The sequence below is a fragment of the Halodesulfovibrio sp. MK-HDV genome, assembly GCF_009914765.1.
Taxonomy (GTDB): domain Bacteria; phylum Desulfobacterota; class Desulfovibrionia; order Desulfovibrionales; family Desulfovibrionaceae; genus Halodesulfovibrio.
Genome location: NZ_WYDS01000026.1, coordinates 16,861 through 38,456 on the forward strand (window position 1 = coordinate 16,861; position 21,596 = coordinate 38,456).

The 21,596-nt window shown below is 45.6% G+C and carries 15 protein-coding genes; 5 read left to right on the forward strand and 10 right to left on the reverse strand.

The window, feature by feature from the left end; all coding sequences use genetic code 11:
- Window positions 1-28: 28 nt before the first annotated feature.
- Window positions 29-1,051 (reverse strand): dTDP-glucose 4,6-dehydratase, encoded by a 1,023-nt coding sequence (gene rfbB, locus MKHDV_RS16975; RefSeq protein WP_160717429.1) that lies wholly within the window; start codon window positions 1,049-1,051, stop codon window positions 29-31.
- Window positions 1,052-1,418: 367 nt separating this feature from the next.
- On the opposite strand from rfbB, the gene MKHDV_RS16980 reads away from it, so the two are divergent.
- Window positions 1,419-2,201, forward strand: a complete 783-nt coding sequence (locus MKHDV_RS16980; protein WP_160717431.1) for a sirohydrochlorin cobaltochelatase — start codon at window positions 1,419-1,421, stop codon at window positions 2,199-2,201.
- A 25-nt stretch (window positions 2,202-2,226) separates the two neighbouring features.
- Complete coding sequence (locus MKHDV_RS16985) at window positions 2,227-3,513, forward strand: hypothetical protein (RefSeq protein WP_216846955.1); 1,287 nt, start codon at window positions 2,227-2,229, stop codon at window positions 3,511-3,513.
- Between the two features lie 426 nt (window positions 3,514-3,939).
- On the opposite strand, the gene MKHDV_RS19015 is transcribed toward MKHDV_RS16985, so the two are convergent.
- Genes MKHDV_RS19015 through MKHDV_RS19025 form a run of 3 tightly spaced genes read right to left on the reverse strand, consistent with a single transcriptional unit; the run spans window position 3,940 to window position 6,554 of the window.
- Window positions 3,940-5,112, reverse strand: a complete 1,173-nt coding sequence (locus MKHDV_RS19015) for a pitrilysin family protein (protein ID WP_254060510.1) — start codon at window positions 5,110-5,112, stop codon at window positions 3,940-3,942.
- Window positions 5,113-5,122: 10 nt separating this feature from the next.
- The gene (locus MKHDV_RS19020) at window positions 5,123-6,142 is read right to left on the reverse strand and encodes a pitrilysin family protein (protein ID WP_254060511.1); all 1,020 of its coding nucleotides are present in this window, start codon (window positions 6,140-6,142) and stop codon (window positions 5,123-5,125) included.
- The gene (locus MKHDV_RS19025; RefSeq protein ID WP_254060512.1) at window positions 6,096-6,554 is read right to left on the reverse strand and encodes a pitrilysin family protein; all 459 of its coding nucleotides are present in this window, start codon (window positions 6,552-6,554) and stop codon (window positions 6,096-6,098) included. The genes MKHDV_RS19020 and MKHDV_RS19025 overlap by 47 nt, the downstream gene beginning before the upstream one ends.
- Window positions 6,555-6,759: 205 nt before the next feature.
- On the opposite strand from MKHDV_RS19025, the gene MKHDV_RS16995 reads away from it, so the two are divergent.
- Window positions 6,760-8,310: a hypothetical protein gene (locus MKHDV_RS16995; protein ID WP_160717435.1), complete on the forward strand. Its 1,551-nt coding sequence runs from the start codon at window positions 6,760-6,762 to the stop codon at window positions 8,308-8,310.
- A gap of 89 nt (window positions 8,311-8,399) precedes the next feature.
- On the opposite strand, the gene MKHDV_RS17000 is transcribed toward MKHDV_RS16995, so the two are convergent.
- The 6 genes from MKHDV_RS17000 to MKHDV_RS17025 form a co-directional block, all read right to left on the reverse strand.
- Window positions 8,400-8,672: a hypothetical protein gene (locus MKHDV_RS17000; RefSeq protein WP_160717437.1), complete on the reverse strand. Its 273-nt coding sequence runs from the start codon at window positions 8,670-8,672 to the stop codon at window positions 8,400-8,402.
- Window positions 8,673-8,882: 210 nt separating this feature from the next.
- Entirely contained in the window at window positions 8,883-9,980 is a 1,098-nt protein-coding gene (locus MKHDV_RS17005; RefSeq protein WP_160717439.1) for a nitronate monooxygenase family protein, read from the reverse strand.
- 128 nt (window positions 9,981-10,108) lie between these two features.
- Window positions 10,109-13,006, reverse strand: a complete 2,898-nt coding sequence (locus MKHDV_RS17010; RefSeq protein ID WP_160717441.1) for a PD-(D/E)XK nuclease family protein — start codon at window positions 13,004-13,006, stop codon at window positions 10,109-10,111.
- A 2-nt stretch (window positions 13,007-13,008) separates the two neighbouring features.
- Entirely contained in the window at window positions 13,009-16,209 is a 3,201-nt protein-coding gene (locus tag MKHDV_RS17015) for an exodeoxyribonuclease V subunit beta (protein WP_160717443.1), read from the reverse strand.
- A gap of 74 nt (window positions 16,210-16,283) precedes the next feature.
- Window positions 16,284-17,075 (reverse strand): class D beta-lactamase, encoded by a 792-nt coding sequence (gene blaOXA, locus MKHDV_RS17020; protein ID WP_160717445.1) that lies wholly within the window; start codon window positions 17,073-17,075, stop codon window positions 16,284-16,286.
- 129 nt (window positions 17,076-17,204) lie between these two features.
- Window positions 17,205-18,545, reverse strand: a complete 1,341-nt coding sequence (locus MKHDV_RS17025; protein ID WP_160717447.1) for an ATP-dependent 6-phosphofructokinase — start codon at window positions 18,543-18,545, stop codon at window positions 17,205-17,207.
- 257 nt (window positions 18,546-18,802) lie between these two features.
- On the opposite strand from MKHDV_RS17025, the gene pdxA reads away from it, so the two are divergent.
- Together pdxA and MKHDV_RS17035 are read left to right on the forward strand one after the other, a co-directional pair.
- Complete coding sequence (gene pdxA, locus MKHDV_RS17030) at window positions 18,803-19,810, forward strand: 4-hydroxythreonine-4-phosphate dehydrogenase PdxA (RefSeq protein WP_160717449.1); 1,008 nt, start codon at window positions 18,803-18,805, stop codon at window positions 19,808-19,810.
- Window positions 19,811-19,916: 106 nt separating this feature from the next.
- Complete coding sequence (locus MKHDV_RS17035) at window positions 19,917-21,596, forward strand: hydantoinase/oxoprolinase family protein (protein WP_160717451.1); 1,680 nt, start codon at window positions 19,917-19,919, stop codon at window positions 21,594-21,596.

The window sequence follows — 21,596 nt, forward strand, 5'->3', positions numbered from 1 at the left end:
GCGATTGTATTTCGGATAAATAAACTATTTACTTGGATCCGTACCATTTTTTCATGAAATCAAGGTACGCACCGGATTGGACATCTTGTAGCCAATTCGAGTTTTCTCTGTACCAGTCGAGGGTCTCCTTGATGCCACGCTCAAAGGAGTATTCTGGTTCATATCCAAGTTCTTTTTGTGCAAGGGTGTAATCCATTGCATATCGACGATCATGTCCCGGACGATCTTTAACATAACTAATAAGATCCTCTGATTTTCCGAGATCATTCAAAATTGTTCGAATAACTTCAAGGTTGGTACGTTCTGCATTGCCGCCAAAGTTATAGGCTTTGCCAGCTTTACCTTTCATAAGTGTAAGGTGCACGCCTCTGCAATGGTCAGATACGTGAATCCAGTCGCGGATGTTCATGCCGGTTCCGTATACAGGTAACGGCTTGTCGGTTGATGCGAGGCTGAACATTAATGGAATAAGTTTCTCTGGGAACTGGTATGGTCCGTAGTTATTGGAACAACGGGTGATGGAAACATTGTATCCATAGGTGCGGTAAAATGCGTATGCAAGCATATCCGCAGAAGCTTTTGACGCAGAGTACGGGCTACTTGGATGAAGCGGTGTTTCTTCTGTAAATGCCGGGTCATCGAGTGAGAGGTCGCCGTACACTTCATCAGTGGAAACATGAACAAAACGTTCGATATTTGCTTTGCGCGCAGCTGTAAGCAGTACCTGTGTGCCCATAACGTTCGTAGTAATGAAAGGTGATGGATCATTAATAGAACGGTCAACATGTGACTCGGCTGCAAAGTTTACGACAGCATCAATCTCGTACTTCTCAAAGATGTCAGCCACTGCGTTTGCGTCGGCAATGTCTGCATGTTCGAAGAAGTAGCGTTTTCCACTGTGTTCTTTTTCTATGGATTGTAAATTTAAAAGGTTACCCGCGTAGGTGAGCTTGTCTATGTTGATGACGGTGATGTCACTGAATGTATTGAATATATAGTGGATGTAGTTGGAGCCGATAAAGCCGCAACCGCCCGTAACGAGTAAATTCATATAGAAACCTCTTAAAGGAAGAATAAAATTTGTGCTGTTGTAACTATAGATAGAAGCAAGGTCAAATTTGGAGCTATGAGAGAAAAATATTAAGTTATTGGGTAGATAGTATGTTATTATCTGTTTGGCTTATGAAAGTGTGTAAGGAAAAAAATGTTCGATTGAGATCGTGAGAGAACTGTATTGTTCAACATTTTCTAATGAGTATAGAGATAGGCTAATTGTGGATAACCTTGCTAATTGTGCGCAGATTAGCTAATTTATTTTGTTCAAATTTATTGACCTTATTTTGTGCAACCAGCTTCTGACAACGGTTTTCGGATCTCCTGGTCTCCATTCACCACCAGACTTATATTAGCGTGTGTATATGAAAAAAGGTATTTTACTTGTGACATTTGGCGCTAATAACTTGCAGGCGCATCAAACTCTCAGGCTTCTTGATGAGCGGGTGCGTTCGCGTTTTGACGGGGTAAATGTACGGCTTGCGTTTACTTCTGAGCTTATTCGCGACCGTCTTGCTGCGCAGCGTGTAAAACGAGATTCTGTTGTTAAGGCGCTGGAGAAGATGGCTTTTGAAAATTATACACATATTGCAGTGCAATCATTGCATATTATTCCCGGTGTGGAATATGAAGATCTATGCGCTCATGCAAAGACTCTTGTAACCTCGAGTCGTTTGCAAAACGTAAGTGTCGGGGCGCCGTTACTAAATTCAGAAAAAGACATCGCACAGGTTGTTTCGGCGATTATTCGACATATTCCTCCTAGCCGGAAAGCGGAGGAGGGAGTTGTCTTTATGGGACACGGATCATCCCATGAAGGTGATAGCTGTTATGACGCGGTCTACCAGCAGTTGCAACAGATTGATCCGAACATTTTTCTTGGAACAATGGATGGTAATCATACGCTTGAACATATTTTGCCTGAATTGGCGGATAGAGACATTAAGCGTGTGTGGCTGATGCCGTTCCTATCTGTTGTTGGTCGCCATGCGCGAAATGACATGGCTGGCAGTGACGATGATTCCTGGAAGTCACAGATCGAAGCAGCAGGTATACGTTGTACACCTATGGTGCTTGGTCTTGCTGAATATTCCAGCTTTGTAGATATTTGGTTGGATCATTTGGAAGCTACTTTGAGGCTTTTGTAATGTGGTAGTAATTTGAGAGGGTGAAATGGTGAGTAAAAGAGTGTTGGCAAGCGTATGCATGGCAACATTACTATTCGGAACTCAGGCCGCAGCAGAAAATACGGGGGTAGATTCTGTTGCAATTAAAGCTTCAAGCACTATGGCAACACCTGTTGCAGAAAGTGCACCTACAGAAGCAACACAGATTCAACTTATTGAGCAGGCCATACGCGAAGTGGAAGCTGAGGTGCAGAGCGAAAGTCAGAATGAACTATATGAAAAGCAGAACATGCATGATGCTTCCAATATTTCTGAGACAACGCTAAGCAAAGTTGTTCCAACGCTTCAATATCAACCACAGCAGCCGATACAGCATGCACTGCATGAGCAGAATTTCGTTCCTTCATGGTATAAGGGAGGTTCAGAGATCTCCGCAGAAATGCCGAAGGCCCCGCTCTTTTCGAAAGACGGTTTCGAACTGGAAAGTTTTACACCGTATGAACCTGGATTTATTCAAGAGTACGCTCACGGGGCAATAAACTGGCTCACAGGTACTGTGACTGCAAAAGGCGAAAGTCTTTCAACAGGCCTTGCGGTAAGCAGTCGTGAAGCACGCCTTAAGACTATGCGTGCTGCTACTGTTGATGCTCGAAAAAATTTACTTGAGATTTTGAATAAAATTCCGGTGACGGAAAAGTTGCGCGTAAAAAATATTCTGCGAACAGATGAAGATATTATGCAGTTTGTGCGTGGCGACATGCAGAATTCTCGTATTACTTCAACAACCTTTGCCGAGGATGGCGTAGCAAGTGTTACCGTAAGCATTACTCTGCGCGATATGTTCCTTGAGAAGCTTATTGGTAAACATGTGTCATTTCATCGAGTGAATGATAACCCGTATTCAGCTGCGAATGCTGTTGCAGAATCTATTGAAAATGCAGTGCTTCCAGATTCTCAGCAGGAATCCGTCGAGGCAGACATTGTGTTACCCATCGCTTACACTGGGCTGCTTATTGATGCGCGTGAAGTGGGGATTAGTCCTGCCATTACCGTTAACATTGTAGATGAAACAGGACATGTTCTGTACAGTCCACGAGTTGTTAACCGTAACGTAGCGCTGAGAAATGGTATGGTGGAATACGCGGGAACATGGGAAGAGGCTATTGCTTCAAAACGTAGCTCTACGAACCCATTGGTACTTAAGGCCGTGCGTGTTCAGGGTAAAACCCGAAGCAATATTGTTATCTCAGACGAGCAGGCTTTGTTGTTAAAACAGATCAACAACGCACATAATTTCCTTGAAGAAGGGCGTGTAGTGGTGGTCTGTAAGTAAATAGATTATCAGTTCTTCTGAGCAAAGGTGTTGTTACCGTTGCGGCGGGCTTCGACCTTCTTTCAGTAGCTTTTAGACTACACAACAGGGTCGTAATCATAGAATGTAATAAGGGTGAGTCCTACGGACTCACCCTTATTTTAATTCCTGCGAAATGAAATTCATAAAGCCGATACCGTGATAGTAGAAAAACAGTCTCGCCTAATCGCAGTCGAGAGGGCGTCCCTCTCGCGGGGATGCAAGGGGCTGACCCCTTGCCCGTCGGAGACAACACATAGATGCAGGCCAGTATAAACGCGGCATTACTGCACCGGCTTTGTGCTATCGAATAGAGTCACCGTACAAATCAACAACGCTCAGAAAAAATAGTAAAAAAAGGGGTGAATCCATCGGATTCACCCCTTTTCATATTTTGTACTCGGATGCTTATGGCGCTACACGAAGGATGTATGCTTTATCTGCATTGAGATATTTTTTCGCAATTTCCTGAACATCTTTAGGAGTAAGTTTTTGTACTTGATCCACGATGTCTTTGTTGTAGCTGAGTGGTAACTGGGCTGTTGCCAGTCCTGCTGCTTCTGCACTGCGACTGCCGAGGCTCTGGTGTCCACGGTAGTACTGGCCGCGCATTAAGTTTTGTCCGCGTTTGATCTGCTCTTCAGAAAGAGGCTTTTCTTGAATCTCTTTAATGATTCTGCGGAAACCAGCCATTGCAGCTTCTTCTTTCTCAGGCTCGGTGCCGATGTAGAAGTAGGTAAAGCCGGTAATGGTGGACTGCCAACTTGAGGCCGTTACAGTGTAGCCAAGGCCATGCTTATCGCGCAGGTCATTGAAGAGCAGTCCGCTCTGACCGGCGAGGATGGTCTGCATGAGCTCAAGTCCTGCTGTGTCTTTGCTGGTAAGCGGCACAGTTTCAAAGATCATAAACAGGTGTGCCTGATTACGGTCTTTGAGAGAAATGGACTTGGTGCGCTCTTTATTCCAAACAGGAACGAACTTTTCAGGACGTTGTTCTGTTGGTGTCGGGAGCTGTTTTGCAAATTCGATGATTGCATCACGGTCAAATTCACCGGCGACAGCCATTACCCATGGCATTGATTTCTGTTTATTCCAGAAAGCGTCAACATCAGCCTGTGTGAATTTTTCTACCTGTGCCGGAATACCTGCGTGGTAGTAACTGTAGATGGAATCAGTAAACAGGAACGGGAAGAGGTTACGAGTGGCCAAGCCAAGTGGCTGGTCCTCGCGCAACTTAATGCCTGCTACCTGATCAACTTTTTCGCGGTTAACTTCCTCAACAGCCAATGTTGGAGTCTGCACCATTTTACTGAAGAGCTTTAGAATATCACCAGAGAAGCGGGCAGGGTAACGCGCGCTTACTGAGAATGTTCTTCTGCTTGCAGATGCTGCAACTGATGCTGCACGGTCTGCAAGGTATTCTTCAATGGCAGGAGCATCCATGGAACCTGTGCCTTTGGTAAGAACGCGGGCAGCAAGTACGGAAAGACCTTCCTGATCTTTATTGATCAGAGTGTCTCCGCCCATGAAATCCATATCGATCGCAACGTATGGCAAAGTTGTATCTGGAATCAGAATCAACTGGCGACCGTTACCGAGATCGATAACTTCCTTTTCGCCGGTGATGTCTTTTGCAATCAGCTGTTTTTTTACAGCATCTTTTTGATTCCCAGTTTTTAACTACCTGTGCGGTAAGCGTGGTTCCGCTTACTTCGCCATCCTGTGGCGCGAGGACTGTTGCCTGTAAATGTTCCGGCTTGAGGTAGGTGTCGATAAGGTTCTGAAGCTGTTCACGGTTTACGTTATCAACTTCATCAAGGTAATTCTGTTCACCCTGTTCGCCGCCAAAGAAAAATTCGAACATGCCGATCTTGGAAGTAAGGCCGGAAAGAGTTTCTTTAGAGCGGAAAAGGGAATCCTCAAGATTTAAACGAACGCGGGCCATGTCTTCATCTTTGAATTCAGAAGCCTTGAGGTTGCGTAAATCTTTCATTAATTCAGGCCAGAATTCATCCAATTTATCTGCATCAAGCACTGCTGTAATGTAGATAAGACCTGCACGTTCAAAAGAGTATGCAGATACGGAGATGGCGTCGACAAGCTGCTTTTCATACTGGTACTTGCGGTAGAACGGAGAAGTCTTATCTCCACCCATGAGCTGTGCCAACATGTCGAGACCCGTGGTGTTAACATCATCAAATCCCGGAATGGGGAAAGAGATACCAAGGTATACTTTGTTCCACTTGCCTTCTACAACCTGAATGTTAGGTCCGGTCATATCCAGTTTGTCAATATTAACAACGGATGGCGGAGTAACATTGGCAGTGTTTTCGAGACTACCGTATAGCTTTTCTGCCTCAGCGAGCACAGCTTTTTCGTCTATATCACCGCATACAACCAACAGCATCTGCTGTGGCTGGTAATGCTTTTTGATGTAGTTGGTAATGTCTTCACGAGTGAAGGAATTGATGGTGTCGCGGTAGCCGATAATTGGCCATGCGTAGGTTGTCCCTTTCATAGTCTGCTGTTGCAGTTTTTTGAAAAGAAGACCGAACGGGCTGTCTTCACCGCGCTCCAGTTCGGAAATAATAACTTTTTTTTTCTGACTCAAGTTCTTCCGCATCAATATTGGCGAAAAATGCCTGATCGCGTAAAACTTTCAGTCCAGTTTGCCATGCATCAGCAGGTAGATCTGCAATATAAACTGTGTAATCAAAACTAGTAGCAGCGTTAAGGTAGCCACCTAATTCTTCAATACTTGCAGCGATCTGGCCCTTTGCATAGTTTTTAGTGCCTTTAAAAACCATATGTTCAAGCACATGGCTGATGCCAGCTTCCCTAGGCTCTTCATAGCCTGACCCAGCATGTACATACAGTCTTGTTGAGACGAGCGGAAAACGCTTATCTTCTTGAATCAAAACAGTAAGACCATTTTTGAGTTTAGTCACCGTTGCCGCAGACGCTGCGGTTGCAGTGCACATCATAAGTACTCCACAAAAAAGTATAATAAGTCGTTTGAACATTCCATGCCTCCTAATTGCCTAAGCAAAAAATATGTTCAACGGATAGTGTACGCAATGGTTTCAATTTGGCAAGGAGAACCATTGGTTGTGACATACAGGTTATAGGGGGGCTGTGCAAGCTATGTGTACATTGAACTCATAACAGGGTATGGTGTTGCGACTTATTGCATGCCAAGGGTTTTTCCCCATACGGAGTGATGTTTGAATGCTGGATTCGCTTGTTGGAACAATTCTGACAGACGCACGAACTGTACTTGATGACTTGGATCCATTCCTTCTGGATTTGGAAGTATCTGCCGAACGGGCAGATACAGTGCTTCTTTCAACAATATATAATACAACCCCGTTACTTTCTAACTGTTTTAATTTACTTGGGCTGACTGATGCAGTTGCTCTGGTTGACTTGTTGCAGCTAGTAATCGGGGCGTTCCGAAAACGGACTTTATCACTTTCGTATGTGAATATTCGAGAAGTCATACGTGCATTCAGTGCATTAGTGGCGTTTCTTGATAGTGCCGATGCTGAGAAAATTTCTAAGGCAAATAATGCATTGAAAGAGCTGATTGAGGCAACGTGGCCTTCTGACGCAAAAACGATGCTTGCAATGCATTCGCTACGCGACCCGCAGGGTAACGTAGCCTTTTCTATTTCCGGCTATGTGCTGCAGGATGACTTCATGCAGGAGTGCACATGTTTTGTACTCGAACTGGATGATAGCGGGCTGTTAGCAGGTACCCAGTTTACTCCTTTCTCATTACTTCAGTTCCTTTACAAAAGTGGTCAGGTGTTGGGCGTACAATTTGCGTCCCCGGCGTCTGGTGCATACTTACAAGTTTTGTTTGCAACGGTGCTTAATGCAGAGCAGTTGCAGATGGTTCTTGATATTCCTGAAGAGGCTATTCATGTCGTTTCCATGTCAGCCTTTGATTCAAAAAATCCTGCTTGGAAATCAGCGCTCCTGTCAATTGATACTGACAATGTAGAAACCGCCGATATTGAAACTCGTCAAACTGAAATTTCAGAGAGCACTGAGCATACTAAGGTAGCTTCTTTTGAAGAGAGTGAGCCTGCTGACGATCCTTTATACGGGGTTTCAGACCAGCAACGGCCTCTCGATTCAGCGAATGTTCCTGTAAGTTCATATCAACCGAGAGAATACGCTTCACCTTCCTTGTCTTCTGATTCAATAGCAGATGACAAGTTTGCCTTGCTAGAAGCAGAGCTTGAAGGGGAATTGTTTGAAGAAGCAATTTCCGCTGGAATTGCCTCTCGGTCATTAGATAAAGCACAGCAGGAATTACCTGAGAAGGCCGAAGCAACAACAAGCAGTGATGCAGAGCAGGCTGAAGATTCTCAGGTGCAAGGGGCGCTTCTTGGTGGAACTTTGGATGTGGCAAATCAAGAGTCTGCTAAGCAGATGGAAGAGCTGCATGGATTTAGCTATGAGCGCAATTCCAACAGCGTGACACTGTACGTTTCAACAATCGAAAATGTTGTTGAGGCAGAGCAACTGCGTGCAGTGCTGCTCGAATTGTTGTCGACACATGCTGATGTCGAATTGGTGCTACATGCCCCGATTCGTGGAAATTTAGAGCTGCTTCAATTGTTGCTGTCAGCAGCAATGACGGTCGGTTTGCGGCATCAGGAATTTAAAGTTTCCGGTGAAGGGAAAGAGAGTGTGGCCATGTTGCTTGCAGGCTGTGGCATAACGATCGACGTGCTTAAAGCTCAGGGCATTGCAGACTTTTTGAGCTAATAAGCGTTCTGCATAAAAAAAGGACTGCCTTTATACGCTTGCGTCCCCCGCCGATTACGTAAGTGGCAGCCCTAGGAGTGGTGTAAAGTTTATTTGACGTTACACTCAGAGCTTTCGCTGCAATAATTGAAAATGAACTGACCTATCTGAGTACCCAAGTACACGCATTCAATACCATTCAAGCATTCCTGCGCATCTTTAGGTTCGATATATGTTATTAATTCATGATGATGCTTAGACAATTGGGCAACCCATGCATTTTTTTCTTTATCAAACTGAACAGACAAATCTATCTGTTGTTTTGTAATTTCCGGATAAAACGATAATATTTTAGTGCGTAATTGTTCTGGAGTAATAATCATGCGACAGCTCCTTTGCTTCTAGTAAGCATAGTTGAGAGGGCAGGGCTGCACAATGTTTGGAGCTCAACATATAAAGTGGGATAAGCCATGATAGCTTGTTATCATGCCTAAATTGTGTGGCATTTTGTGATGCTGTGTGTAGGAAAAAATAACGAAAAAAAAGCCGTGACCATATGGTCACGGCTTTTTCTGTTAACAGAAAAGAATGTTCTACTTTTTAGTAGATAAGAACTCATTTCGCAGAGAATCAATAAGTTTTCCTACGGGAATGATTTCTTTAATACGGTGTACGTTAGTACCTGAGAATGCAAAGCCTCGAGAAAGGTTGCCTTTTTTAGCATTAAGCAGTGCTGCAGCGATGCAGTACGGGCTTTGTTCATGTGCGCAGTTGTGAATACACTCAAATGGGCACTTGAACGGCTTTTTAAGACCGTTTCGGGAGTCTTCAACAAACTTGTTTTTCAGAGCGCGACCGGGGAGACCTACAGGACTCTTAATAACGGTTACGTCTTCTTTTCGTGCATCAACATACGCTTGTTTAAAGCGATCGTCTGCATCGCATTCATCTGTAGCAACAAATCTGGTTCCCATCTGTACCCCTGCTGCACCCATTTCGATGAATTTTTTAATATCTTCACCGGTGTAGATGCCCCCTGCAGCGATAACAGGAATGGTTTTTCCTGATTTTGCTTCAAATTCTTTAACAGCTTCAATTACTTCACTTATTACTTTTTCAAGTGCAAAGTCAGGATCTTCGAGCTGTTCAGCTTTAAAACCAAGATGTCCGCCTGCTTTGGGTCCCTCAACCACAAAAGCGTCTGGCAGGTAATCATACTTGGATGCCCACTTTTTACAAAGAATCTTAGCAGCGCGAGCTGATGAGACGATAGGCACAAGTTTGGTGTTAGCTTTTTCTTTGTGTTCTTCGTAATAGTCTTTCAGGTACGCAGGTAAATCCATAGGAAGTCCAGCACCTGAGAAGATTACGTCGATCTTTTCATCCAAAGAGGTTTTTACGAGATCAGCAAAGTTCGTAAGAGCAACCATAATGTTTACTCCGAGTACGCCTTTGGTCATCTCTTTAGCTTTGCGAATTTCTTTACGCATAGCGCGGATGTTAGCTTCCATAGGGTTTTTGCCTATGTCTGGCTCACTCATTCCGATCATAGCTCCAGCGATAACTCCGATGCCTCCCTCATTGGCAACGGCACTAGCAAGATTGGAAAGAGAAATTCCAACGCCCATACCTCCCTGAATAATAGGAGTATTGGCAACAAGATCGCCAATCTTCAAGGTAGGAAATGACATGATTCAGTCCTCCAAATGCGGCGCTTCAATTCCGCATTGTGATTATATGTACTGCGCGGTGTCTCGCAGTCAGAGTACGGCAGTTAATTTGGACATACTGCACTCAATTATTTGCTTCGTCTTAGTCTTTACACAGAACAGCCAGCAGTGCAAGTACACCATTGGCAATGGCGACCTTTTCGGGGTCTAATTATTGGTGATTTTTCGATGTGTCTGAGCATGAATTGGAGAATAAGCGGGATGTGCTCTGTGATAATTTCATCGTGGAGTTCGTCATCAATTTTTTCAAAGAATAGATGCTCCTTACCGTCTTTTTTCAATTCAACCCATCCTGCGTCACAAGTAGATGTGAGCCTTGGATTGTGCATCATGTACAAATACGCAGGCAATTGCAGGTTAACAACTTTGTCTGCTAACTGGTTAAGCGGGTCTTCAACGCCACCATCCCATGTACGCATTTGCGCCATCAGGAACTCGTCCTGCCATAATCCGTTGTCCGGTTTATGGATGTTGCCAGTTTTGTAATCCAGAATAACCCGTGTGTTGTTACGGATATCAATTCGGTCGGCAATTCCGGCGATGGAACGCTCTTTTGCATCAACACCAATAGTTTTAATAAGTCTTTTTTCCAGAGAGTCAATTTTAGCCATAGGCTGGTTTCGCAAGAAGCGGCTCAGGCGTTCTTTTCCTGCTGTCTCCAGCATGACAAAGGAATCGTAAGGCACTTCTTCTTTGATACTGGATTCATGGAGCATTTGTACAAACATGCGCTGGAGCGGTTCTGGATCAAGCTTGCTGAATTCGGTTTCTTTATGCAGATACTCAGTGAAAAACTTTTCTAACACTTTGTGGAACAGATCACCGATTGCAGCAAAGTCTTCGGCTTCATTTACTTCGTCCACAGGGCGCAAGTTACCAATGCGCTCCATATAGAACTGCATAGGGCAGTTGAGATATGTGTTGAGTGCAGAAGGTGAAACCGGCTTGGCTAAAAAGGTTTCAATCATGTCATTGATTGCGGAAGTGCGCTGAATGACATGGTCTTCTTTTTTGATGGTGGAAACGGGGTAGCTGATACCGTGCAGTGGTGCGTCACCTGGTGCAAGGAGTTTGCCTTGCTTGCATTCTTCTTTCCACAGCAGCTCTTCTACAAAGCGGGAACGGATATGCTTTTCTTCAAAAATACCGGTGCGCTCAGATCCTGTCTGGTAGAGCACATGAACATTTGTTGCTCCGCGGATAAGACGATAAAAGTTGTATGCTGCTACGCTTTCACGATGGCGCGCGTCCGGCAGACCAAGCATGGAGCGCAGGCTGTCCGGCAATAGTGGATCATTACCCGGTAAGCCGGGAAGTTTGTTTTCTGTGGCATCCAGAACATATACATTCTTAAAATGCAGCAGACGAGATTCCAGCATACCCAAAACCTGCAAACCGGTAAGCGGGTCAGCTTCAAAAGGCACCCGTTCACCACGAATAATTTCGCGCAGAATAGTGAACAGTACTCCCTGAGAAAATTCCTGATTTGCAAGAGAACACTCGCGTAACGAAGGGATAACCTTACGCATGATGCGGTACATGGATTCTGCATCAATCGGGAATCGATCCCATAGGTTGCCGCCATGTTCCAGCAGAACCGTACATAAATCAGAAAGAGTGTTTGCAAGTTGCGCCGGAGTCTCTATTTCTTCCCATGCTGTGATGGCGTTGGAAAGAACCCTGTGGAGCAGCTCCTGCATTTCCTCTTCGGAAGCAGTGACATTTTCGTCGCGGGTAAATGGAATAGTGAAAGGCGTGGTGTAGCTTTTACCCCGACGCAGTTCTTTTTCCATAGTATGCAAGGTTACACCGAACGGACGCTCTTCTCCGATGGTCAGCATTTTAATATACGGATGACGAATAAGAGAGATGATGTCTTTCCAGTAATAGCCGTCCGCGCGTTTGTTTTCTTGCAGATGCAGCACTACTTCCAATAGTTGAAATAAGTTGGAACGCCAGAGCGGGTAGCCCATGGAAATGTTCACGTCTTTACGTGGCAAATGGTGGAGTACCGGCATCATAAGCCCAGTGTCCGGCAGAACTACAGCGGTGTCACTGATGGAGTCCTGTTGCAGAAGCTTCTGTTCCATCGCGTCCAGCTGTGAATGTAGATCGAACCCTTCATAGAGCTGTAAGTCTTGTTCACGCTCTTGTGGTTCTTCACATAATTCGGTGCCGATTGACCATTCGGAAATCCACTTTCTGTGCTCACGACATGCCCAGTGAGTCTGCCCACCTGTTGTCAGTTCCGCATCAGAATGAATCATGATAGTAGCGCCGTATTCGGCGTGTAGAATGCGGAACAATTCTTTTTCTACACCTGTGAGGCCATAGAAGCCTGCAATGTAAATTTTCTTATGAGAAAGACTCATAACCGGCTTGGAGCTGTCATTCAGTAATTGCAGAACTCGGAACGCATCGTATCCCGGAGTAGTCCAGCCACGATTTTCCAGTTTTTCTGTGTATGCATCATGAATACGACCAAGCTGTCCGAGCAGGATTGCTGCAAAAGGAACAACCTGTCCTTCCATGTGGAAGTAATCTTCTGGCGTTTTGTTCTGGTTAAAGAAATCTTCCAATAACGAGTTCAGACGCATACCCCACGGGAAAAAGCGCTGTGGATCATTAAGCGGTAGCGTCTGAAGAGGACCGGACGTAAAGGTATCTTTCTTGTTAATGTCCTGTATGCATTCCATTAACAAGCCGACACGATCCAGTACTTCAATAACGTGAGGCGGTGTTGGTTCCAGCTCACTACGGAGCATCTGGAAAACATCGCTTACCTGAAAGATCTGCGGCATAAGAAACGGTTTTGGAAGTGCTTCATTAAAACGCAGACTGTCAGACAGATATTTACGTGGGCGTGAATGCGGGAAGATAATCAACGCATCACCCGGATTATTGTCGGTGTCTGCGAGAACCCGTTCCATAAGACCGGAGATAAAATCGTTCTGCCAAGGGATAATGACAAATGGTTTAGTATGCATGGTTAGGCTCCGGTGGAAAGGGTAACGTCTACAGTTTCGCGTGAATCGAGATAAATAATCGTGCCTAATAGCGCGCAGTTGTCATACGCAGGCATGGCATTCAGTAAGTTGAGATAACGACGCACCTGCTGTTTGTGCGCAGGGTCGTGGCCGCCAGTCTTATATTCAACAATAGTAATGGCGTCAGGCTCGCGAACAAGTAAGTCAGCCCTGTGCTGGTTACCTTGCTCGTCCATGATGCCTTGCTCCGGTCTTCCGAAGTGTTGCCATTTAGTAAAGTCTGGCAGAGACGTGAGCCACAACAGCATATCCGTCAGCTCTTCTTCTACCTCAACTCTGTTTTCCATAGGCAGCGGATACTCGCGCATGCCATGCTGAATGGCGCGGTGCACATCTTCCTGCGGATTATCCAGAACACGCAAATGCTCGAGGCAGGTATGGACAAGAATACCGCGGCGGCGTTCATCGTAGATAATTTCTTCCAGCGGGTTACGGAAAATTTTTAATCGCGGCAGCCAGTGCATCGGTTTCCATGCAAGCACGTCTTCATGCGCTGGCATCAGCTTGTTACGATCTACTTCATCAACTATTTCTACTGTGAGCGTGCTTTCCGGCGCTTCGCCGATGGTGATGCAGCCTTTTTCATCCATTTTGTCCTGAAGATCTGTGAGCAGTACTCGTAAGCTTTTTAACAATGGTGAAGTGCGTTCGTGTGTCGGAGTAGAGGTGATAACAGCATGCAACTCTTCAACAGGGCGTGTCCATGCCACGTAAAGTAAATGCAGTTGTTCACGAGCATCTTTACCTACAACACGGTAGTAATCGTCACCTAGTTCTTTACACTGCGGAACAAGAATTTCCTGTCCGTTAAAGGTAAATGCCTCTTGTCCGGAAGGGCGTTGCTGCATTTGGTGATGAAATGGAATGACAACTACAGGGAACTCAAGTCCCTTTGATTTATGCATGGTGAGAATACGGATTGCATCCAAATTTTCCGGCATTGGAACTTTTTCTTCTACACCGCCGTCCTGCCAGAAAGTGAGGAATGCAGAAAGGGAACGCAGTCCGTTTGTTTCTGCTGTGTGCACAATCTCAAGGAAACGGCGCAGGAATATTTCATCCTGCGGGAAGCGTTTGAATACTTCGAAATGCTCAAAGCCTTCACGCACCGTATCGTACGCACTCATCAAGCCTGCCTGTGAATAGAATGGAGCAATCCATTGTTCCCATGCCTGTGGGTAGTCAGCTTTAAATGCGTTGAAAAGGGTACCTTTGCGCGGCGCTGCAAGCCAGTCATCAAGTTCTGCTCTGTTGATTCCGGCAATGTCGCAGAATAATTCAGAGCCGCTGATAACAGACCAGAAGGCCACGTCGTTAAGCGGGTAATCCAAGAAGGTTAGCAGGTTGACCATTTGTTGAATGACAGGGTGGTCAGCAAGGCACAGACTGTTTTCTGTAATAATAGGGAAGCCCCATTCTACAAGCCAGTTTGCCAGCATGTTTGCTTCACCGTTGGTGCGAACCAGTACAGCAATATCTCTCAGCTTACGGCGATGCTGTAAGTCATCTACAAAAAGTTTTTTCAGTTCTTTATGAACAGATTCAAACAATGCTTCTGTATTTTCTGCTTCAATGTCGTAGAGCTTAACAAGGCCACCACTGCCTTCTTTGTGCGGTGGAACGTTCTGTGCGGCGCCGGAGAAGCCTTTCATAATATCCGCAGCCAACTCGTCCACAACGTCTGTAGAAGCTTTCCCTACAAGCTCATTGGCGATGCGCTTTGCGGTTTCTTCATCTTCAAGGCGAGAGAAAATAGCGTTGTTAAAATGCACAACGTTTTCGCTACTGCGCCAGTTGTTATCTAGCGTAGTGCGCTCCGGATCATGGGCAACTGCTTGAATTGCCTCTTCGTCCAAGATGCCGTCAAACAGATCGGAATCACCACCGCGCCAGCTGTAGATAGCCTGTTTAACATCACCAACGTAAACAACGGAGCCTTCTTTTGACAGGCACTCAACAGCAAGCGGTTCAATCGCTTTCCACTGTGTTTTGGATGTGTCCTGAAATTCATCAATGAGCAGATGTGTAAGACGGGTACCCATTCGGCAAAAAGCCTCAGAAGCTGCGTGCTCACCGCTTAGTACTTTTTGCGCGTAAATAGGCCACTGGGAAGCAGGGATAACACCTTTTTCACGTTGTAGTGTCTCAACTTCAGCTGCAAGCGGTTCTGCAATATTAATGAACGGAACAAGCTCTAAGGCTTTACGAAGAATCGCACCTTGAACTTCCAGTAGTGCAAAAGTGTCGCACATATCTGCATAGGCTTTATGCAAGTCGGCAGATGCTTTGCCTCTGGATGCTTTCAGCACGCAGTCATCGACAGAAGGTTTTTTCGCATATGTGGCAGAAGGGAGCTTGGACGAGAATATAGACAGTGCAAGGCACTTGTCTAAAAACTTCGTAAAGTTTGCAGCAGGTTTTATGCCTTCTTCCGCAATAAATTTTTGCACAGCTGTGGTGGTGCGGCTGAGTTCTTCATGCAGAAGTACAAGCCAGCCGCGCAGGGCATCTCCGTCAACTTCCGGTAATGCTCCATGCTCCAGACGGTATTGCATGAGGGTGTGGACTTTATCGCGAAGTCTGTCACCCGGTACAAAGCCATTCATATCTGTATGAAACAGCAACGATTCGCATGCATCTTTTAACAGTGCACTTTCTTTGCCGCCTTGTGATGCTCGAATAAGCATCTGGTCATAGAGAGGGTCAAAGAGGATTTTATCGTCAAAAATTGGTTCAAAGTCTGGTGGCAGGGAAAGGTCAAGTGCGCCAAGGCGTACCAGCATGTTCAGCAAGCTGTCGATGGTACGGATGTTAAGCGAAGAATAGCGCTGGAGTAGTTTGTTGACCCATCGATGAGCATCCTCAGGGTTCCAGGCAGCTGCCGGATTGTTCAAATCAGGATAAATGGCTCGTTCTTTCAAAGACTGGATAACACGCTCACGCATTTCCGTTGCCGCTTTGTTGGTAAAAGTAACGGCAAGGATTTCGTACCAGTTGAACGAACCATCTGGGTTCGCAATGGCACATGCAGTATTTTTTTCTTTGTGTTCTTCCTGAGTAGCTTCAGCAAGAAGACTTAAGAATTTTTGTGTGAGTGTGAATGTCTTACCGGAACCGGCTGCGGCTTTAATCTGTTGGAGCATGGTTGATCCGTACAAAAGAGTGTTAGGGGGTAGTCTGTTTAGCTATGCATATGGCGCAGGGACAGTGTGTTTGTTTACTGAATAATGCCCTTACGTTTGAGAGCTTCTATGGTGATTGCTTTGCGATATTTAGCATCGCTTTTTTGCGTAATAACAATGTTGGTGGCAAAGAACCAAACTGTTCCTTTTGATTCTACGTAACCGACAAACCAACCCTGTGGTTGCGGAATTCGAGTTGCCCAGCCTGTTTTGCCGTACAGTGTGTAGTCGGGAGTTTGTTGCACGAGTAATAATTTGTTGAGCAAGTCTTGATGCTTTTTATCATATGGCAATGACCGTGCATACAGGGCTTTTAGAAATTCAATTTGTTCAAAGGCAGAAATGGCTAAATCGCCCACAAGCCAAAAGTTCGAAATTTCAGGGCCTGCTGTCTGATTTCCGTAGCCAACCGCCTTAAGGTGCTTGGTATACTTCTTCATACCGATGCGGCGTGCAAGTTCCTGATAAAACCAGACACAGGAAACAGGAAGGGCGGTTTCAATGGAGTGGTCTCTATTCCATGCAGACAGACCTCTGTCTTTGCCATCCCATGTAAGAATCTCCTGTTCATTTGCAACAACTTTTTCATCTAACGCAATGAGAGTGTTAAGCATTTTAAAAGTTGATGCGGGCAAAAGCTGTGTGTTTGCACGTTCTTTGTTGTGCAAAAAAACAGTGGTGCCGTCTAGTGAGGAGATAACAATGGTTCCTTCCACCTTGTTTGTATGGAAGAGGTCTGCAAGGCCAGCGTCTTCGGCAAACGAGCTGGTGGTGCAGAAAACCGTAAGCATAAGCACTAACAAAAAGCATGAAGCAGAGCGAAGCATAGGTATCCTTCCGTATACTAAAAGCGGTAAGACAATGAGTCTTACCGCCTGTTCTGGTGGTGTATGAAACGAGCTGGAATATAAAGCAAAGGTATTCTACCCTGCCTTATTTGTTAACAAAGCAGGGGGCTACTCGCAATAGTGGTTATGAAAATCTATGAGGGTTGATTGCCCTGTAGATTCTATAACAGCACGCCAGTAGTCAGACCGCGTGTTAATCCTTCGCCGTTTACGGGTTACGAGGCGTAATGGAAGATGTACGAATCTGTCCATAAGTTTCGACACAACCATTGCAGTTTTACCTGCCATAGCCGCATGTACTGCGTTTTGTCCGAGGAATCCGCAATAAACTCTGTCGTTGGCGTTGGCCGGTACGGAACGAATGATGTAGCTCGGATCAATAAGTTTGAGAGTATAAGGAACGTTGCGCTCGGTCATGTAGCTATGGATTTCTTTTTTGAGGAATCCCATAATGTCGCCAAGAACTTTGTTGCCCGATGCGTCCGTTAAATTTGTGTCGGAAAGCAAATGCTGCCCCGCACCTTCTGCTACAACAATAACTGCATGTCGGCGGGTGAGTAATCGTTTCTCTAAATTTTCGAGTAGGCCGCCTTCACCGTATAAAGCAAAATCTTTTTCCGGAATAAGCACAAAGTTAACCTCTTTGAGGGATAACGATGCGTGCGCCGCAATAAAACCGGATTCCCGACCCATAAGTTTTACAAGGCCGACACCGTTCATAGAGCCTTGTGCTTCTGTATGAGCACATTGGATAGCTTCAGTAGCTTTGTCCACGGCAGTTTCGAAACCGAACGTCTGTGGAATAAAGTCGATGTCGTTATCAATAGTCTTAGGGACACCGATAACAGAAATTTTAAGCATACGTTTTGTTACTTCATCCACGATAGCGCTTGCGGCTTTCATGGTGCCGTCTCCGCCGATCATAAACAAACAGCTGATGTTGAGGCGCTCTAATGCATCAACAACTTCTTCAGTAGACTGAGGACCGCGTGATGAACCGAGGATTGTGCCGCCCAGCAGGTGGATGTGCGAGATCATCTGCGGAACTAGCTCAACAACATCATGTCCATATTTAGGAATAAAGCCTTCCAGTCCGTATTTGATGCCGAGAACACTGCTTACATGGTAGTTATGAAATGCCGCCATAACAATGGAGCGGATAACTTCGTTGATACCGGGACAGAGTCCACCACATGTTACAATGGCACATTTGGCTTTTGGAGTGTCGAAGAAAAGATGCTGGCGCGGGCCTGCCTTTTCAAAACAAAGCGGAATCGGTTGGTCATTTGTAATGTCTTCGTGCAGTTCATTATCCAGATAAAAGTCTACACCGCGTTCGTCAGTTTCAAACTTGCAAGCCGCAAGTGGAGATGGGATTTTTGGAGCCCCCAACGTGGGAATAACCGTTGAAATCTTCAATTCTTTATTTTGTGTGCGGTTCTTGGGCATGAAAAGGCTCCTTACATATGACTGTCGGGCATGTGATTATTTTTTATTGTAGATCATAATGTACAGTGTGTTTTGTTTAAGGGCAAATTTCAATGAGTCTGGAGACAGAATTTAGAAAAATACGTTGCTTCTGGACAGGCAGAAGGAAAGCGCATAATTTTAGCCCGCATTTCAGAATGTGGCTTTATTGTGTATAGTCCTGTTCTGAATGGTGGGACATAGTCATAGACTGACTACATACTTAATTCGAGTTTGTTATGCCAAAAAAAACGCTTCTTATTACACTTGGTGATGCAAACGGGCTAGGGCCTGAGTTGGCCTGTCGCCTGTTTGGTGAAGATATATTCATTGCGGCGAAGCGCCCGATTATTATGATCGGCTCTGCTGCTTCGTTGCTGGTGCACACCGAGCGACTCAATATGGACCCGTTCTGGGAGGTTGTAGAATCTCCACGAGACATTACAAGTAAGGCGTACGGTGTTTATCTGTACGAACCTTCGTCAATTCGAGATCTGCCGATTACAGTAGGTGAAGCCACCAAAGAAGGTGGATTTATCGCAGGTGAATCTTTGCAGGCAGCATGCCAGTGCATTACCGATGGTATTGCCACAGGTATGGTGACATTACCATTACATAAGGCAATGTTGCAGGAGGCAGGATTTGATTTTCCCGGACATACAGAATTTTTAGCACGGCACGCAGGACTTCAGGACGATGAAGTGTGTATGCACCTGTGCGGAGAAATTTTGCGGGTAAGCCTTGCCACAACACATCCGCCACTTCGCGATGTCGCAGATATGATAACTGAAGAACGTCTGCTGCGTACCTTCAAACTTACTGATGACTTTATGAAACAAGTCGGACACGGCGATCGTCCGATTGCTGTTTGCGGCTTGAATCCACATGCTGGAGAATCCGGCAAGATTGGTACAGAAGATCAGGAAATTGTTGCTCCTGCTGTGCTTAAAGCCCAGGCCATGGGTATGAACATTGAAGGGCCGTTCCCTGCCGATACCTTGTTCCACAAAGCTGCACGCGGTGTGTATTCTGCTGTTGTGGCTATGTATCACGATCAGGGACTTGCGCCGCTGAAGCTGCTGCATTTTTCAGAAGCAGTTAACGTAACACTCGGTTTGCCGTTTGTGCGCACCTCAGTTGACCACGGAACAGGCTTTGATATTGTGGGCAAAGATATTGCTCATACAAATAGTTTTAGAGAAGCTATCCGACTTGCGATCTTGATGTTGGAAGGCGACGAATTGTAATCTGTTCTTCTTTCGATACTACAGGGCAGACAATGACACATTACTTGGCATTGTCTGCCTTTTTTGCATACACTGAAGACTATACGAAAGACTACAGGAGGAAACCATGCTTATTGGTATTGATGTTGGTGGAACGCACACCGACGCAGTGGCAGTTGAGAGTGGGAAAGTGGTTGCCTCTGGTAAAGTGGCTACGGCGCATGATGATTTGTTGTCATCGGTTCTGGGCGCGCTTGAGATAGTGCTTAAGGCTGTTTCTCCCGAAGATGTGACACGCCTTAATTTATCAACAACACTTTCTACGAATGCCATAGTTGAAGGTCGCACTGATGAAGTCGGTGTGATTGTTTCTTCAGGTCCCGGCATTGACCCATATAATTTTCAGACCGGTAAATTTTATTTTCCTGTAAAAGGCTCCATTGACCACAGAGGGGAAGAAGTGGCCCCTGTTGTGGAAAAAGAAATTATGGATGCCTTTGAAACGTGCGTTGCGGCGGACGTTACCGCGTATGCTGCTGTGAGTAAGTTTTCTACAAGAAACCCTGCGCACGAAGAGCATATTGCGGAATCCATTGCTTCTAAAAGTGATGTGACCTCGTTAGGGCATCGTTTTTCCGGTCAACTGGACTTTCCGCGGCGTATTGCAACGGCCTACTACAACTCCGCAGTTTGGCGTCTTTATAACAGATTTGCAGATGCCGTCGAAGCCGGAGTCCGTGCAAAGGGTATTACAGCTCCTGTAAATATTCTTAAAGCTGACGGTGGAACCATGCCGCTTGAAAGCTCTCGAGAGATCCCTGTGGAATCCATTCTTTCAGGCCCTGCTGCGAGTGTTATGGGCGTGCTTGCTCAGCGTTGTATTGGCAAAGATTGTTCAGATTCCCCATCTCCCGAAGGGGACACGCTTATTTTGGATATCGGCGGAACAACTACAGACATTGCTTTGCTTGTTGTAGATGCTCCGCTTGTGGAAAAAGACGGCATTTCCGTCGGCAGTTTTCCGACCTTGGTTCATGCATTAAAGACTCGCTCCATAGGTGTCGGTGGAGACTCCGCGCTGCATTATTCCGCAGGTGCATTACGTGTAGGCCCTGAGCGAAAAGGCGTTTGCATGGCAGAAGGTGGAAGCAGTCCGGCTTTGATGGACGCACTCATCTATTGCGGACACGCGTCATTCGGTGACAGTTCAGCTAGCCGCAAGGGGATAGAATCTCTTGCCGAAGAATGTGGCATGGAGCCGTTAGCTCTGGCAACATCGGCAATTACTCTTGCTGTAAAAACAATATCACGTGCTGTGCATGAATTTATCGAAGAAGTGAACAGCACTCCTGTATATACTATCCGAGAAATTTTGAGCGGGGCAGACCTGGCACCGGATCAAGTAAGCATTATGGGCGGGCCTGCAGAGGCTTTTCAAAAATTGCTTGCTGATGAATTGCAGATACCGGTGTATACTGTTCCGCAATATGCTGTTGCTAACGCCATTGGTGCTGCCATGACAAAGCCGACATTCGAGCTGGAATTATTTGCAGATACTGAAGCGCAGACGCTGTTTATCCCTGTAATGGGTGAGCGTCGTAGTGTTTCGTCTAAGTATAAATTACTCGATGCTGTGCTGGATGCGAAAGAAGCTTTGGTGAGTTATTTTGAACAGCGCGATATCGTCATCGGTGCTGATGAAATTGAAGTAACCGAAGAACAGTCTTTTAACATGGTTGGCGATTACGGCACAGTTGGAAGAAACATTCGTGTAAAATGCCAGATAACACCAGGGGTTGATATATAG

Bases quoted from the DNA above. Each gene is read 5' to 3' on its own strand.
- rfbB (WP_160717429.1), bottom strand. From the start codon at position 1,051: ATGAATTTACTCGTTACGGGCGGTTGCGGCTTTATCGGCTCCAACTAC.
- MKHDV_RS16980 (WP_160717431.1), top strand. From the start codon at position 1,419: ATGAAAAAAGGTATTTTACTTGTGACATTTGGCGCTAATAACTTGCAG.
- MKHDV_RS16985 (WP_216846955.1), top strand. From the start codon at position 2,227: ATGGTGAGTAAAAGAGTGTTGGCAAGCGTATGCATGGCAACATTACTA.
- MKHDV_RS19025 (WP_254060512.1), bottom strand. From the start codon at position 6,554: ATGTTCAAACGACTTATTATACTTTTTTGTGGAGTACTTATGATGTGC.
- MKHDV_RS16995 (WP_160717435.1), top strand. From the start codon at position 6,760: ATGCTGGATTCGCTTGTTGGAACAATTCTGACAGACGCACGAACTGTA.
- MKHDV_RS17000 (WP_160717437.1), bottom strand. From the start codon at position 8,672: ATGATTATTACTCCAGAACAATTACGCACTAAAATATTATCGTTTTAT.
- MKHDV_RS17005 (WP_160717439.1), bottom strand. From the start codon at position 9,980: ATGTCATTTCCTACCTTGAAGATTGGCGATCTTGTTGCCAATACTCCT.
- MKHDV_RS17010 (WP_160717441.1), bottom strand. From the start codon at position 13,006: ATGCATACTAAACCATTTGTCATTATCCCTTGGCAGAACGATTTTATC.
- MKHDV_RS17015 (WP_160717443.1), bottom strand. From the start codon at position 16,209: ATGCTCCAACAGATTAAAGCCGCAGCCGGTTCCGGTAAGACATTCACA.
- blaOXA (WP_160717445.1), bottom strand. From the start codon at position 17,075: ATGCTTCGCTCTGCTTCATGCTTTTTGTTAGTGCTTATGCTTACGGTT.
- MKHDV_RS17025 (WP_160717447.1), bottom strand. From the start codon at position 18,545: ATGCCCAAGAACCGCACACAAAATAAAGAATTGAAGATTTCAACGGTT.
- pdxA (WP_160717449.1), top strand. From the start codon at position 18,803: ATGCCAAAAAAAACGCTTCTTATTACACTTGGTGATGCAAACGGGCTA.
- MKHDV_RS17035 (WP_160717451.1), top strand. From the start codon at position 19,917: ATGCTTATTGGTATTGATGTTGGTGGAACGCACACCGACGCAGTGGCA.